The sequence below is a fragment of the Actinomyces sp. oral taxon 180 str. F0310 genome (assembly GCF_000185285.1).
Lineage (GTDB): Bacteria > Actinomycetota > Actinomycetes > Actinomycetales > Actinomycetaceae > Pauljensenia.
Map to the genome: position 1 here is coordinate 1,421,855 of NZ_GL622194.1, position 14,458 is coordinate 1,436,312.

Genomic DNA, 14,458 nt, shown 5'->3' on the forward strand with positions numbered 1-14,458 from the left:
TCGGCGCCACCCGAACGCCATCGAGAAAGTCCCCTCGATTGGCTCGTATGTTGCGATTGCGGAGCCCGCTGGGAAGCCCGGGCAATCACTCGATACCTTTGACATACCAAACCATACAACACAGTTACCAGAAAACGCAACTTCGTACTACTCGTTTCACAAGTTCCACTCTTACGCCCGCCACAACCCTCCGCGCTCTTGCGAATTATCACGGTATTATTGTTGATTATCAGTCAAACCAGCAGATCCCATGAGATCGGAAAAAGCCACCTAGATAGCTGACAGTTAATAAGGATAGAACAGGAGTAACTGACAGACAAGCGCACTTGACATCCCGTTGCGATTCCTCGGATATACCCCCCCTTGGCGTGCGCGGCCCGAGAGCCCCCTCGGTCGAGGTCGCGGCCGAGGCTGCTGCACAATAGAGGCCATGGACCTACGCCCCGTCGCCCTCGGCACGCCCGTCACCACCTACGCCCCCTCGCGCCCGACCCCGGCCGCGATCGTGTCCGGTCAGATCGCCGCCCACGACGCGCCTCACCCCCTGTCGGTCTTCGACATGTTCCGCATTGGGATCGGCCCCTCCTCCTCCCACACGGTCGGCCCGATGCGCGCGGGACTCGCCTTCACGACGGAGCTGACGACGCTGCCGCCTCCCTCCCACATCACGATCGACCTTTTCGGCTCCCTCGGAGCCACGGGACGCGGTCACTCCACGGACCGCGCCGTGCTCCTCGGCCTGGCGGGCTACGATCCTGAAACCGTCGATATCGCCACCGTCGAGGCCATCCTGCCGACCCTGGCCAGCACCGGGACGCTCACGCTGCCCAGCGGAACCCAGGTCCCTCTCGACGTCGCACGCGACGTCCGCTTCGTGGCGCGCACGGTGCTGCCCTATCACGTCAACGCCCTGACCATCACCGCCACCGGGGCGGACGCGGGCGTCATCCTGCGCCGCACCTACTACTCGGTGGGAGGAGGCTTCGTAATGTCCCAAACGAACGATGACACCGACCATCCCGAGGTCTCGTCGCTGGCCTCCGGCCAGGCAGGCGTCGGCATTGACGTCCCCGCCCCGTATCCCTTCGCCTCGGGTAGCCAGCTGCTGGCCCAGTGCGATGCGGCGGGCATGAGCATCGCGGAGCTGGTGCGCGCCAACGAGGAGGCGGTGCGCCCCCGCGAGACCCTGGATGCCTACCTCGACCGCATCGCCGACACGATGTTCGACTGCGTGGACGCGGGAACGTCGGCGACGGGGATCCTGCCGGGAGGGCTCGACGTTCCCCGCCGCGCGCGAGCACTCGCCGGCAAGCTCGCGCAGCGCCTTGTTGGCCCCTCGGCCTCCTCCCGCTCCGGCGGCGAGGAAGGCGCGCCGGGCGGCGCGCACGCGTGGGTATCGACCGCCGTCGATCCGATGCGCGCGATGGACTGGGTCAACCTATTCGCCCTCGCCGTGAACGAGGAGAACGCCGCGGGGCACAGGGTCGTGACCGCGCCAACAAACGGCGCGGCGGGCGTGATTCCGGCCGTGCTGGGCTATCTCGTCACCCACTGCCCCGAGACCGGATCGACCCCGGGCGTCGCGGCGGGTCCGGATACGCGCGACGGATCGGTCGCCCCGCTCCGCCACATTCGGCTGACCGAGAGCCACGCGTGTTTCTCACGCGAGGCCTCCGAGCTCGCGGGCGGGGCTTCATCTCGGGAGCGCCGCCGCAGCCTCGTGCATGACTTCCTGCTCGCGGCCACCGCGATCGGCGCGCTCATCAAGACGAACGCCTCCATCGCGGGGGCCGAGGTCGGCTGCCAGGGCGAGGTCGGCTCCGCGTCGGCGATGGCGGCGGCGGGCCTGGCTCAGGCACTGGGCGGGAGCCCTCAGCAGGTCGAGAACGCCGCGGAAATCGCGATGGAGCACTCCCTGGGGCTCACCTGCGATCCCGTGGCCGGACTCGTCCAGGTACCGTGCATCGAGCGCAACGCCATCGCAGCGGTCAAGGCGATCAACGCCGCGCGCATGGCCCTGTGGGGGGACGGTCGTCACACCGTGAGCCTGGACGTCGTCATCGAAACGATGCGCCAGACGGGCAACGACATGCTTTCCAAGTACAAGGAAACCTCCGAGGGAGGGCTGGCGGTCAACGTCGTCGAGTGCTGAGCCCGAACGAGCGACGCTCGCGGCGCGGGCCGCGGTTCCGACGGACGGCGACATGCCCTGGTCGGGCTTTGAGCCGACGCGCCGAGCGACGCTCGCGGCGCGGGCCGCGGTTCCGGCGGGCCACCGACCGCGGACACCACCACGCGGCCCCCTATGCGTGGATGCACACTCGCCACGCGGCCTCGGACTCAGAGGGGACTCCCACCTCCGCCCCGCCTGAAACCCAGACCGCCCTTCGCTCCCCCTCATGCAACCCAGACCACCCCCGCCTCGCCACAAGTGCCCAATACGGCCGATTGTTTGGAGGCAGGGGTGGTCTCGGTTTCCCCGGGTCCCACAGGGCCACAAGCAGGGGTGGTCTTGGTTTCCCCGGGTCCCACAGGGCCACAAGCAGGGGTGGTCTCGGTTTCCCCGGGTCCCACAGGGCCACAGGCAGGGGTGGTCTCGGTTTCATGGCCGCCGGTTCAACCGATAGCTGGGTTTCCCCTCGATTGCGGCCCGACGCGGCGACCTCTAACCGCTACTCCGTAGCCAATGCCTCGGAGGGGCTGACGCGAGCGGCGCGGCGTCCCGGCAACCAGGAGGCCACGAGGGCGCAGACGACCGCGATCACGAAGACGATGGCCAGCTGGCCCCACGGAATGCTCAGCACCGGGGTCGCGTCCTCAAGAGGAAGGGCCAGGACACCGATCCACCCGAAGCAGGCACCCAGGACAAGGCCGATGAGCGCGCCCGTGAGCGACAGGATGAGCGCCTCGACGGCCATGAGCCCCTTCATCTGGCGCTTCGTCAGGCCGAGTGCCCGCAGGAGCCCGTTCTCGCGGGTGCGTTCGGCCACCGACAGCGATAGCGTGTTGGCCACGCCCACAAGAGACACCAGGACGGACACACCCAGGAGACCAACCAGGACGAGCATCAGCCGGTCGATCATCGTCATGTATATCTTGCGTTCGAGGGCACTTCCGGACACGTCAAGGGAAGCGTCCTTGAGCAAAGCCGACTGGACGGTCTCTGGATCGGCCCCGTCAACCATCTTGATAATGACGGCTTGACGCTCGGGCTCGGAGATGCGGCGCAGAGTCGCCTCGGAGACGGCAGCCTGGCCAAAGGAAAGGGAGTTTGAGTAGACGGCCGTCAGCTCAACGCAGGAGTCGACGCACAGCTTCAGCTTCTGACCTTCCACGGACTTCTCGCCGACGCGAACCTGATCGTCGCCGAGCTGCGTCACGGGAGAATGAACCACCGACGTGTAATCCGGCTCGCCGGACACCGAGACCGATGCTGCAACCTCAGCATCCAGGTCGCTGTTCCCAAGCGGTTTGTAGGCGGGCGCTCCCGATGTCTTGGTCAGCTCGCCAGGGGCACCGTACTGGTCGACCGTGGCCGCCACCCCCTCCGTCGAGACGATGCCTGACTTCTGCTCATCGGTCAGGACACCGGTCCTGCTCACCGCAATGAGGTCGAAGGGCCTTGCGGAGTTGACCGCGTCAACCAAGGTGGTGCGCATGGAGGCAGCACCCACCATGATGGTGACCACCAGGGTGACGCCGATGATGATCGCGGTGCCCGTGGCGGAGGTGCGTCCGGGGTTGCGGGTCGTGTTCTCGCGAGCCATGGCCGACAGCATCCCGGGGAACAAGAGACCAAATCCACGGGTGATCGACGGCAGGAGCACTGAGACCACAAGAATAAGGCCGATGAGGGCAAGGATCGATCCGCCGAAGGCGCCCAGGAACTTTGCCGAGTTGTCCTTCGCGCTCAGGGCGAGGGCCACGAGCGCGCAGGATCCCACGGTCATGAGCAGGCCGATGATGAAGCGCACCGTGTGCTTCTTGCGGGCGGCGGCTCCCACCTCGTTGACGGGGGCGAGCGCGGCGATGGGGGCAACTCGCGAGGCGGCGCGTGCGGGGAAGACCCCGACGAGGGTCGTAAAGAGGGTTGCTCCCAGCCACGTGCCGATGAGCTGCACGGGCGACAGCGCCCCGATTGCGGCGGGGAAGCTATCGGCCAGGCCAGTACCCCACGCCGCGAGCGTACCGATCAGCGCACCGGCTGCGACGCCAATCGCGGATGAGATCGCTCCGATCGCGAACGCCTCTCGGACGACCAGCGAGCGCACCTGCCCTCTCGTTGCCCCGAGGGTGCGCAGCAGCGCCAGCTCTCTGGTGCGTTGAGCGAGCACGACGCGGAAGGTCGAGGAGACGACGATAGAGGCAACGAGCGCTGCAATCGCCGGGAAGACCAGCATGATTGCCATCGTGGCTGCGCTTCCAATTTGCGCTTGATCCAGGTCTTCCTTGATCTTGTCCTTGACGGTGCTCACCGTTATGTCGGGGATCCCTGCGAGCGCCGAGTTTGCGGATGCCACCCAGGTCTCCTGGGTGGCCACGGGAGGGTTTGCGTTCTGGTCCGCATCGGGAGAGGAGGTGGCCACGAGTATCGCTCCCGTGGTGGACGTGCCATAAACGGCGGCAAAACCCTTATCGGTTAGGTAGGAGGCGGGCAGGTCGGCACCGGAGGTACGCGAGGGGGTGAGCCCGACGATGCTCACGGAGCGGTACTCTTTCGAGGAGTATCCGGGGCGCATGCCCAGCGTATCGCCGACCGACAGCTTCAAGGTCGAGGCGGTTGATTCCGGGATGACAATCTCGGTCTCCGATTCGGGGAGTTTTCCCTGTGTTAATCGGGGCTGTTCGAAAGGATCGGACGGGAGGATCGAGACGTAGAGCTTGCCGCGGCTGTAATCGCTCTGGGCTTCGCCAGGCCACTGCCCCATTTCCTTGATGCCGGATACGCCGGGCAGCGCCTTCAGAGCTTCGGTGGCGCGCGACATCGACTCTTCTGTCCCGCCCTTGCCCCGCTCGACGACGATGGTTCCTCCCCGATACCGAGAGTAGACGCCCGCGCTGAGGCTGGCTGCCAGGGTGGTCATGACGATCAGGGTGATCGCGATGAAGGCGGTGGAGATGGCCACAGCCAGGCCCGTGGAGACGTAGCGGCGGCCGTGGGTGCGCAGGTTGGCGCTCAGGAGTGTGCTTGTTGCAGACATGGGTGAAGCCTCTGGTTCGTGTGGGGCGCTCAGCGAAGCGACGCGGCCAGCGAGTCGGCGGTGACGTCACGCAGGTCGGAGACGACCTGACCGTCGCGGCAGACGAGGACGCGGTCCGCGTAGGCTGCCGTCCTCGTGTCGTGAGTGACCATGATGACGCTTTGCCCCAGTTCATCGACCGCCCGTCGCAGGAGCTCCATGACCTCTCCCGTCGAGCGGGAGTCGAGGTTGCCGGTGGGTTCGTCCGCGACGATGACGGCCGGGCGGCTCATGAGGGCGCGGGCGACGGCGACGCGCTGCTGCTGGCCGCCCGACATCTCGGAGGGGCGGTGGCCCAGGCGGTCTCCGATGCCCAGGGAGGCAACGATCATGTCGAACCAGGCCGGGTCGGGAGTGGCACCCGCCAGGCGCATCGGGAGAAGGATGTTGGCGCGGGCGTCCAGGGTGGGAACCAGGTTGAAGGACTGGAACACGAAACCAATGCGGTCGCGTCGCAGCTTCGTCAGCGCGGTGTCATTCAGGGCCGTGATGTCGGTCCCCTCGACGTAGACGCGCCCTGAGGTGGGGGCGTCGAGGCCGGCGAGAATGTGCATCATCGTCGACTTGCCGGATCCGGAGGGACCCATGATTGCGGTGAACTCACCGGCGCCGAAGCCGACGGTCACGTCGACGAGGGCGCGCACCTGGGCGTCTCCCTGCCCGTAGAGCTTGGAGACGGACTGAAGCTGAACGATAGGCATGGCCTGCCCGTTCTGGGGGGCAGCGTAGGCCGGGGCCCCCTGGGGGGCAGCGTAGGCCGGGGCCCCCTGGGGAGCCGGATAGGCCGGGGCTCCCTGGGGCGCCGGGTAGGCCGGGGCCCCCTGGGGAGCCGGATAGGCCGGGGCTCCCTGGGGCGCCGGGTAGGCCGGGCCCCCCTGGGGTGCGGCTTGGGGCGGGACGGGAACGAAGTTTGTGCTCATGTCCCCATCCTGCTTCTCCACGCGCCTCAGCGCTAGGGGTAACTACCCTGATTACCCCCTGAATCCCCCCCCGGGGAAGCGTTAGGACTCGCCCGGCTCCCACTCCTCGTCGCCACGCAGGATCAGTCCCCGGTAGCGGTTGATCGCCGCACCCACGTCGATGAGGCGCGGGCGCGCGAGGAACGCCGGATAGGGGCGGGCACCGAACTTGCAGACGGCGTCGAGCCCTTCCGACGCCAGCCGCCTGCCCAGCTTCGCCATCAGCTCGACCAGGTCCTGCTTCCCCGCCATCTCCTCGAGGACCCCGCGCACGCACCATGCGATGGCTTCGGCCTGGCCCGGGTCGAGGACCGCCTCGACGTCAGAGATATCGACGACCTGCCGATCCACGGTCAGGGCGTGCGTCCCGGTTGCCTTCGTGCGAGGACGGTCCACTCGCGCCTTGGCGAGAGGGACCCGGGGCGCGCTGTCCCAGGAGGCGGGGGCATCGGTGCGGGGACGCGGAAGATCGGCGGCAATCTGTTTGGCGCGTTCGGTGACGTCGAGGCAGCGGTAGTTGTCCATCATGAGGACGCGGTCAGCGGCGTCCAGGAAGGCACCCGAGCCGCCGACCACCATGATGAGCGAGGTCCCGGCCCCGGTCAGGGAGGACACTCGGTCCACGAGCGGGGTGATCGGTTCCTTGTCGACGGCGACCAGGTCACGCATGCGGGTGTCCCGAATGAGGAGATTCGTCGCTGAGGTGTCCTCGTCGATGAGAAGGCTGCGCGCGCCCAGCTGCAGGGACTCGATGATCGAGGCGGCCTGCGACGTGGAACCCGAGGCATTCTCCGTCGAGAAGTTGGTGGTGTCGATGCTGCCGGGCAGGTGGCTGATGAAGGCAGAGATGTCGACGCCCGTCACGGCTCGCCCGTCGGCGGCACGCACCTTCGTGGCGCTCGGGTCGGTTGCGACCAGCTCGCGGCCATCGCCCGGCACGTGGGCGTAGACGCCGCGGGCGATCGCCTCCAGCAGGGTCGACTTTCCGTGGTAGCCTCCGCCCACGATCAGCGTCAGCCCCCGCGGGATCGCCATGCCCGACACGTCGCCCGCATGCGGCAGGCTCACGGATGCGCGAAGCGAGTCGGGGGAGCGGAAGGCGACGACCCCGTCGCCGGTCAGGGGCGCCTCGGAAACCCCCGAGCGGCGCGCCAGGAGGGAGTCGTCGGCGACGAAGGTCACCCACCCGTTGGCTTCCAGCTGTTCCTGCAGCGCCCGGTGGTCCTCGTAGGAGGCAATGTGGGCCAGCAAACGCGAGCGCTTGCGCGTCGTATCCGGGTCGTGCGACACGAAGTCGAAGCAGTCCATGACGACGTTGGGAACGTCCACGTCGAAGAGTCGTGCCGCGCTTTTGCCGAGGATCGTGCGCCCGCGGGCCGGGAGCTTGGCCTGGAAGCGGACCTCAACGCGGTCGGGAAGCACGCTGGCGTAGGAGCGCTGCAGGATGAGGGCACCCGCGCGGGCGATCGACACGTCGCGCGCTCCCCGAGCGCGGATGGCCTCGTCGAAGGCACGGGCCAGGAAGTCGGCGGCCGCCAGGCGCGCATCCGGCGAGGCCAGGGCCTCCTCCGGAAGTCCCATCGCCTGGGGGGTCGCGTAGGCTCGCAGCGCCGTGGGCGGAGCAAAGGGGTCGGCCTGGACGTGATCGATCGCGAGGGTGAAGTCGCCGTAGTCCCAGGCTCCGGCGACTTTCTTGTAGAAGCCGTAGGGGCGTCCGTCGGCATGGCGCAGCTGATCCAGCAGGTCCGCGTCGGTTCCGGCGACTGAGCGGGAGGGGGCCTCGTATCGGGGGGTCATGCCCTCAAGAATACAGGTGGACCTCCCGGCTGCGAGGCAGTGGCCTGCGTCCGGGCCGAGGCGTCGGCGCCCGCGCGGGGCTCACGCGACGTTCTGGGCCGCTTGAATGAGGTACCACACGACGTAGGCGACGCCAAGAAGCTGGAGGACAACCATGACCGCCGAGACGCCGAGGGCGACCCTGGTCATGGTTCGCACATCCGAGGGCGCATCGGCAGAGCGCGCCCTTGCCGCCAGGACGATCGCCCAGATCATCGACGACACCGACACGAGGAGGAACAGCGTGAACCAGCTGAGGAGGGACAGGACGATGACCGTGATCGAGTAGACTCGCAAGCCCTCGAAGCGAGCGGCCGCGAAGGCGGGCTGATCAGCGGGGCCGCCGCGCGGCGATTCGCCATCGGCTGGCCGGGCCGCGAGGCTCGAAGCGCCCGGCGTCGCGGGATCGTTCATGGGCAACTCCATCATGTCGCTGGTGATACTCCCCTCAGTGTAGCCTTCGCCGCTGCGTCGACAATGGGCACGCGGGTGAGGAGGGCACGGGCACCCGCCTCGCGTCGGTCACTCGACCAGTTCCTAATACGGATAGAGCATGAAGAGTGCGACGATCCCGATCACGATGAGGAGCTGGAGAACAACCATGATGATGGTCACCAGGCGAGCCGCATTCACCAGGCTCCGCACGCCGGAGGGAACCTCCTCGCCGCGCGCCTTTCCCGCGAGGATGATCGCCCAGATCATCGCCGGGACCGACATGAAGATGTGGAAGAGGAACCAGCTGACGACCGACAGGACGATGGCGACGATCGCCTGCGTTCGCATGCCGTCGTACCTGGAGTCGTACGGAGCCACGTATCCCGGCTGGCCATACACCGGCTGCCCGTAGCCGTACGGGGCCTGCCCATATCCGTATTGGGCCTGGCCGTAGGCCCCCTGTCCGTAGCCGTACGGGGCCTGGTCGTATCCGGGCTGGGAGTGACCGTACTGAGGTGCCTGCCAGGTCGGGGCCTGGCCGCCGGGAGGCAGGGAGGCGTAGGGGTTCGAGGGATCGGTCACGGGTTGCTCCTCACTGCATCGCTACCAAGGTCTCGGATCATCCTAGCCGACGCGTGCCTCCTCGCCGCCGGTCGCTCAGGAATACGCCTGCACCCAGGTGGCAAACAGCGCCATGATGAGCGCGGAGCCAATGAGAACGAGGAAGGTGGACACGAGGATCACCCCGGTAATCACCCCGTGAGCAATCGTGCACGCCTTGGCGGCCGAACGAGCGCGCTCGACCTCGGCCGCGACGTCCATCGGGGCGCCGTACAGCCGCACCTCTTCCATCAGCTTGTCGGCCCAGAACCACATGCCGCCGGAGAGGAACATGCCGCCGAAGAGAAAACTCAGGTAGGAGAACATGCGGGCCGTCGACGCGTTCGAACGAATCTTCTCGATCACGGGGTTGAGCGCGTACATCGGCTGGGCGTACATCGGCTGGGAGAAGGGGGCCTGGCGCGCATACGTCCCCTGCGCTCCCTGGCCCGCGCCCGCGAACTCACCCGCTCGGCGGCCGAAGGCCTCGTCCTCCGATGCCTGGTATTCCGTGGAATCACTCATCGGTCGCTCCTCATCCGTGTGCCAACCTTCCCGCCCATCGTAACGCACGGGTCCCGCGACCCCGGGAGGCGAACCCAGACGCCGCGACCGAGTCGGGGTACAAGAAGCTGCGGATTGTGCGCACCAATGGAAGCGAGGCCCGGGGAGCGTGATGCTCCCCGGGCCTCACACTCGCGGTCTGCTCAGGAGAACGCGCCGGAACCCGCTTCGGTGAGGGCGATAATGATCGGAATGATGATGACGAAAACGAGGAACACGGCAATGATGACGCCGTGAATGATCGTGCAGATCTTGGCGGCCGAACGCGCGCCCTGAACGTCGGTCACGACGTCCATCGGCGCACCGTAGGCCTGGGCCTCTTCCATCAGCTTGTTCGCCCAGAACCACATGCCGCCGGACAGGAACATGCCGCCGAACAGGAAGCTCAGGAACGAGAGCATGCGGGCGGTTGACGCGTTCGAACGAATCTTCTCAACCGCGGGGTTGAGCGCGTACATCGGCTGGCCGTATGCCTGCTGGCCGTATGCCTGCTGTCCGTAGGCGGGCTGTCCCTGCGGGGCCTGCTGGCCGTAGGCGGGCTGCTCCGGAGACGGAGACGAGGGGTACGGGTTCGTGGGATCACTCATAGAAAACTCCAACTGGACGCGATCATCGGATACGGGGTTCATCGTAACCTATGCTCCATCCCAAAGAAAAACGAGTGATGCAGCCAACTTCTGCCGCATTCTTGTCGCAAGCGTAACGACCCGTGGCATCCTCGCGCCGACCCCGCCCGGTCCCACGAGGGCCGAGGCGGCGCGCCACTCGTCAGAGGTTTTCGGACATCAGAGGTTCTCGGAGATGATGAGGGCTGCGATGAGAACGACCTGAAGCGCAAAGCCGCCCACCGCGATGCCTCGCGCGATGTGCGCCTTGGTGACGACGTCGGCAGGCGCCCCGATCTCGCGCACTCGCCGACACAGGCGCTGGCCGCGTGCCCACGCGGCGGCCAAGAACAGCAGCGGCGTGGTGAAGAAACCAATGACGGCGAAAACGATGACGAAGGTTGCCTCTGACTTGGCCTGGGAGATGGCCAACTGCTGCAGGGAGGGCATCTGCTGCGGGGGCGGAAGCTGCTCATACCCCACCGGCTGGAGGCCGTAGGGAGGCGCCGGCTGAGCCCCGTACCCCGCGGGCGGCGCGACCGGCTGAGCCCCGTACCCCGCGGGCGGCGCGACCGGCTGAGCCCCGTACCCCGCAGGCGGCGCGACCGGCTGAGCCCCGTACCCCGCGGCGGCGCGACCGGCTGAGCCCCGTACCCCGCAGGAGGCGCGACCGACTGAGCCCCATATCCCGCAGGAGGCGCGACCGGCTGAGCCCCATATCCCGCAGGAGGCGCGACCGGCTGAGCCCCGTACCCCGCAGGAGGCGCGACCGGCTGAGCCCCGTACCCCGCAGGCGGCGTCGAAGATGGCTGTTGCTGCCCGCGATAGGGGGCCCACATGCTCGGATTCGTTGCTCCACTCACACCGCTCACCCCTCAGACGTAGGAGGGGTCGAGGAGGGCGAACAAGAGGGGAATCCCGATGAGGAGGACGATGCCAGCCACCTGGATGAGCGCACACACGATCGCCGTCGTGCGCGCGCCCCGGAGTTCTCTGACCACGTCGGCCGGGGCGCCCACCGTCTGAGCCTCATTCATCAGGCTGCCACCCCAGATCCAGGCGCCACCCGAGAGTATCGGCCCGAGGGTCACGAAACTCACGAACGCCATGATGCGCACCATCGATGCATTCGAACGAATCCGCTCAACCGCGGGATCGAGCCGGTAAGCGGGATGACCGTAGACGGGCTGGCCGTACGCGGGCTGGCCATAGGCTCCCTGCGGCTGCCCATAGGGCGACTGGACACCGGGCCGGCCCCCAGCGTATCCCGCCTGCCCCGAGCCGTAGGGCGGCTGGGCACCGTAGGACCCCTGCTGATCGTAGGGCGACTGCCCGTACCCGCCGGGCGCGCCGTAGGGATTCATCGGATCACTCATTGCTCTCTCCGGTCCAACGTGGGGTGTTTTCCTCCCACATCATACGAGCCTCCGGCGAAAAACAAGAGTGCGCCCTCACAGCATGCAGGACACGCAGCCCTCGACCTCGGTACCCTCCAGGGCCATCTGACGAAGACGCATGTAGTACAGGGTCTTGATTCCCTTCCTCCACGCGTAGATGTAGGACTTGTTCAGGTCGCGCGTCGTCACCGTGTCCGGGTAGAACAGGGTGAGCGACAGACCCTGATCGACGTGCTGGGTAGCGACCGCGTAGATGTCGATGATCTTCTCCGGACCGATCTCGTACGCGTCCTGGTAGTACTGGAGGTTCTCGTTCGACATGTAGGGCGCGGGGTAGTAGACGCGGCCGATCTTGCCTTCCTTGCGGATCTCGACCCGCGACACGATCGGGTGAATCGACGACGTCGAGTTGTTGATGTAGGAGATCGAGCCCGTCGGGGGGACCGCCTGGAGATTCTGGTTGTACATGCCGTAGCGCGCCACGTCGGCGGCCAACGCCTCCCAGTCCTGCTGGGTTGGAACGTGGATCGACGAGGCGGCCAGAAGCTCGCGGCACTTGTCCGTGGTCGGCTCCCATGCCTCGTCAATGTACTTGCGGAAGAACTCACCCGATGCGTACGTCGAATCCTCGAAACCCTCGAAACGCTCCCCCCGCTCGCGCGCGATCGTGCACGAGGCCTTGATCGCCTCGTAGAGGACGGTCATGAAGTAGATGTTCGTGAAGTCCAGTGCCTCCTCGCTGCCGTAGTACACGTGCTCGCGGGCCAGGTAGCCGTGCAGGTTCATCTGCCCCAGGCCGATGGCGTGGCTCATCGCGTTGCCTCGCGCGATCGAGGGAACCGCACCGATGTCGGACAGGTCCGACACGGCCGTCAGCCCCCGGATGGCGGTCTCGATCGTCTTGGAAAAGTCCGGGGAGTCCATGGTCTTGGCAATGTTCAGCGACCCGAGGTTGCAGGAGATGTCCTTGCCGACGTGCGCATACGACAGGTCGTCGTTGTACGTCGAGGCCTCCGAGACCTGCAGGATCTCCGAGCACAGGTTCGACATGGTGATGCGCCCCTTGATGGGGTTCGCCGCATTCACCGTGTCTTCGAAGACGATGTAGGGGTAGCCCGACTCGAACTGGATCTCCGCGATCGTCTGGAAGAAGCGACGCGCGTTGATCTTCCTCTTGTGGATGCGTCCGTCGTCCACCATCTCGTGGTATTTCTCCGTCACCGAGATCTCGGAGAAGGGAACGCCGTAGACGCGCTCCACGTCGTAGGGGCTAAAGAGGTACATGTCCTCGTTCTTGCGGGCCAGCTCGAACGTGATGTCCGGGATGACAACGCCCAGGGACAGCGTCTTGATACGGATCTTCTCGTCCGCATTTTCGCGCTTCGTGTCCAGGAACGCCATGATGTCGGGATGGTGGGCGTGCAGGTACACGGCGCCCGCGCCCTGGCGTGCCCCCAGCTGATTCGCGTAGGAGAACGAGTCCTCGAGGAGCTTCATGACCGGAACGACGCCGCTGGACTGGTTCTGAATCTTCTTGATGGGCGCGCCCGACTCGCGCAGATTCGTCAGCTGCAGCGCGACGCCGCCGCCGCGCTTGGACAGCTGCAGCGCCGAGTTGATGCCTCGCGCGATCGACTCCATGTTGTCTTCGATGCGCAGCAGGAAGCAGGAGACCAGCTCGCCGCGCGCCGCCTTTCCCGCGTTCAGGAAGGTCGGGGTCGCGGGCTGGAAGCGGCCGGTCATGATCTCATCCACGAACTGGCGAGCCAGCTCGATGTCGCCGCGCGCCAGGTAGAGGGAGACCATCGCCACGCGGTCTTCGAAGCGCTCCAGGTAGCGCTTGCCGTCAAAGGTTTTGAGGGTGTACGACGTGTAGTACTTGAAGGCACCCAGGAACGTGGGGAAGCGGAACTTGTGGGCGTAGGCCTGCTTGTACAGCTCCTTGATGTCAGCGAAGTCGTACTGATCCAGCACGTGCTTCTCGTAGTAGCCCTCGTCGACCAGGTACTTCAGCTTCTCCTCCAGGTCGTGGAAGAACACCGTATTCTGGTTGACGTGCTGGAGGAAGTACTGGCGTGCAGCCGCACGATCGGCGTCGAACTGGATGCGCCCGTCCGCGTCGTACAGGTTGAGCTGCGCGTTCAGCGCGTGGTAGTCCAGCTCCGGTGAGGGAGCTTCCTCTACGCCCGTGTCGGTGTAGTTTTGTGCCAAAACTGTTCCAGTCCTTCGCGAACTCTGGAGACATCCTCGGGCGTTCCGAGGAGCTCGAACTTGTACATGTGGGGAACCCCCAGCTTGGCCGCGATGATGTCGCCCGCGATGCAGTAGGCCTTGCCGAAGTTGGTGTTTCCCGACGAGATAACGCCCCTGCATAGGGCTCGATTGTCGGGGTCATTCAGGAACCTGATGACTTGCTTGGGTACCGCTCCCCTGACATTCCCGCCACCGTAGGTGGGCACGATGAGGACATATTCGTCGCTCACGCGCAGGGGGTCATCCTTGGGCAGCAGCGGAATGCGCGCCGCCGGCACGCCGAGTTTCTCGACAAAACGACGGGTGTTGCCCGTTGCAGACGAGAAGTAGACGACGCTGCCCATGATGATCCTTCCAGCTTGTCGGGTCGGTGGACCTCTAGTGTCTCACCCGCGAGGCCCCAGCGTCCGCCTCGGCGAGGCGTGTCCCGTGTGGGATGGTCGACGCGGCGGCAGAACGAGCGTCGATGGGCGACGGATCGATGACCTTCCCGCACCTGGGGGAAAGGGGAGCGAGGGGCAGTCGGCGGAGCGGATACACGTCGACCCCGACCTTCAGGCCGGGGCCGA

The 14,458-nt window shown here is 66.4% G+C and carries 12 protein-coding genes; 1 reads left to right on the top strand and 11 read right to left on the bottom strand.

The genetic code is table 11. The annotated features are described in order from the left end of the window. Positions 1 to 430: 430 nt before the first annotated feature. Positions 431 to 2,152 carry an L-serine ammonia-lyase, iron-sulfur-dependent, subunit alpha gene (locus HMPREF9006_RS06025; RefSeq protein ID WP_009212684.1) on the top strand — a complete coding sequence of 574 codons (1,722 nt, stop codon included), beginning with the start codon at positions 431 to 433 and terminating at the stop codon, positions 2,150 to 2,152. 520 nt (positions 2,153 to 2,672) lie between these two features. Here HMPREF9006_RS06025 and HMPREF9006_RS06030 read toward each other — a convergent pair. From HMPREF9006_RS06030 to nrdI, 11 genes are all read right to left on the bottom strand, one after another. Further along, on the bottom strand, positions 2,673 to 5,201 hold the full coding sequence (locus HMPREF9006_RS06030; RefSeq protein WP_009212685.1) for an ABC transporter permease: 2,529 nt from the start codon (positions 5,199 to 5,201) through the stop codon (positions 2,673 to 2,675). Positions 5,202 to 5,230: 29 nt separating this feature from the next. Then, positions 5,231 to 5,941: an ABC transporter ATP-binding protein gene (locus tag HMPREF9006_RS06035; protein WP_034232185.1), complete on the bottom strand. Its 711-nt coding sequence runs from the start codon at positions 5,939 to 5,941 to the stop codon at positions 5,231 to 5,233. Between the two features lie 300 nt (positions 5,942 to 6,241). Then, positions 6,242 to 7,996, bottom strand: a complete 1,755-nt coding sequence (locus HMPREF9006_RS06040; protein ID WP_009212687.1) for an ABC-ATPase domain-containing protein — start codon at positions 7,994 to 7,996, stop codon at positions 6,242 to 6,244. Positions 7,997 to 8,077: 81 nt separating this feature from the next. Further along, positions 8,078 to 8,449 carry a hypothetical protein gene (locus tag HMPREF9006_RS06045; RefSeq protein ID WP_034231267.1) on the bottom strand — a complete coding sequence of 124 codons (372 nt, stop codon included), beginning with the start codon at positions 8,447 to 8,449 and terminating at the stop codon, positions 8,078 to 8,080. Positions 8,450 to 8,572: 123 nt separating this feature from the next. Beyond that, a complete protein-coding gene (locus HMPREF9006_RS10990; protein ID WP_009212689.1) occupies positions 8,573 to 9,052 on the bottom strand; it encodes a hypothetical protein in 480 nt (159 codons plus the stop codon). Positions 9,053 to 9,127: 75 nt separating this feature from the next. After that, positions 9,128 to 9,595, bottom strand: a complete 468-nt coding sequence (locus tag HMPREF9006_RS06055) for a hypothetical protein (RefSeq protein WP_009212690.1) — start codon at positions 9,593 to 9,595, stop codon at positions 9,128 to 9,130. A 182-nt stretch (positions 9,596 to 9,777) separates the two neighbouring features. Continuing rightward, positions 9,778 to 10,221 (bottom strand): hypothetical protein, encoded by a 444-nt coding sequence (locus HMPREF9006_RS06060; RefSeq protein WP_034231270.1) that lies wholly within the window; start codon positions 10,219 to 10,221, stop codon positions 9,778 to 9,780. Positions 10,222 to 10,419: 198 nt separating this feature from the next. Continuing rightward, positions 10,420 to 10,722 (bottom strand): hypothetical protein, encoded by a 303-nt coding sequence (locus tag HMPREF9006_RS10600; RefSeq protein WP_009212692.1) that lies wholly within the window; start codon positions 10,720 to 10,722, stop codon positions 10,420 to 10,422. A gap of 392 nt (positions 10,723 to 11,114) precedes the next feature. Continuing rightward, positions 11,115 to 11,615, bottom strand: coding sequence for a hypothetical protein (locus HMPREF9006_RS06070; RefSeq protein ID WP_009212693.1), 501 nt, complete (start codon positions 11,613 to 11,615; stop codon positions 11,115 to 11,117). Positions 11,616 to 11,690: 75 nt separating this feature from the next. Next, a complete protein-coding gene (nrdE, locus tag HMPREF9006_RS06075; RefSeq protein ID WP_009212694.1) occupies positions 11,691 to 13,847 on the bottom strand; it encodes a class 1b ribonucleoside-diphosphate reductase subunit alpha in 2,157 nt (718 codons plus the stop codon). Then, on the bottom strand, positions 13,817 to 14,233 hold the full coding sequence (nrdI, locus tag HMPREF9006_RS06080) for a class Ib ribonucleoside-diphosphate reductase assembly flavoprotein NrdI (RefSeq protein ID WP_009212695.1): 417 nt from the start codon (positions 14,231 to 14,233) through the stop codon (positions 13,817 to 13,819). Before nrdI ends, nrdE begins: the two co-directional genes overlap by 31 nt. Positions 14,234 to 14,458: the final 225 nt, after the last annotated feature.

Coding starts and splice junctions, on each gene's coding strand:
- HMPREF9006_RS06035 (WP_034232185.1), bottom strand. CDS start 5,941: ATGCCTATCGTTCAGCTTCAGTCCGTCTCCAAGCTCTACGGGCAGGGA.
- HMPREF9006_RS06040 (WP_009212687.1), bottom strand. CDS start 7,996: ATGACCCCCCGATACGAGGCCCCCTCCCGCTCAGTCGCCGGAACCGAC.
- HMPREF9006_RS06060 (WP_034231270.1), bottom strand. CDS start 10,221: ATGAGTGATCCCACGAACCCGTACCCCTCGTCTCCGTCTCCGGAGCAG.
- HMPREF9006_RS06055 (WP_009212690.1), bottom strand. CDS start 9,595: ATGAGTGATTCCACGGAATACCAGGCATCGGAGGACGAGGCCTTCGGC.
- HMPREF9006_RS06070 (WP_009212693.1), bottom strand. CDS start 11,615: ATGAGTGATCCGATGAATCCCTACGGCGCGCCCGGCGGGTACGGGCAG.
- HMPREF9006_RS06045 (WP_034231267.1), bottom strand. CDS start 8,449: ATGAACGATCCCGCGACGCCGGGCGCTTCGAGCCTCGCGGCCCGGCCA.
- HMPREF9006_RS06030 (WP_009212685.1), bottom strand. CDS start 5,201: ATGTCTGCAACAAGCACACTCCTGAGCGCCAACCTGCGCACCCACGGC.
- HMPREF9006_RS06025 (WP_009212684.1), top strand. CDS start 431: ATGGACCTACGCCCCGTCGCCCTCGGCACGCCCGTCACCACCTACGCC.
- nrdI (WP_009212695.1), bottom strand. CDS start 14,233: ATGGGCAGCGTCGTCTACTTCTCGTCTGCAACGGGCAACACCCGTCGT.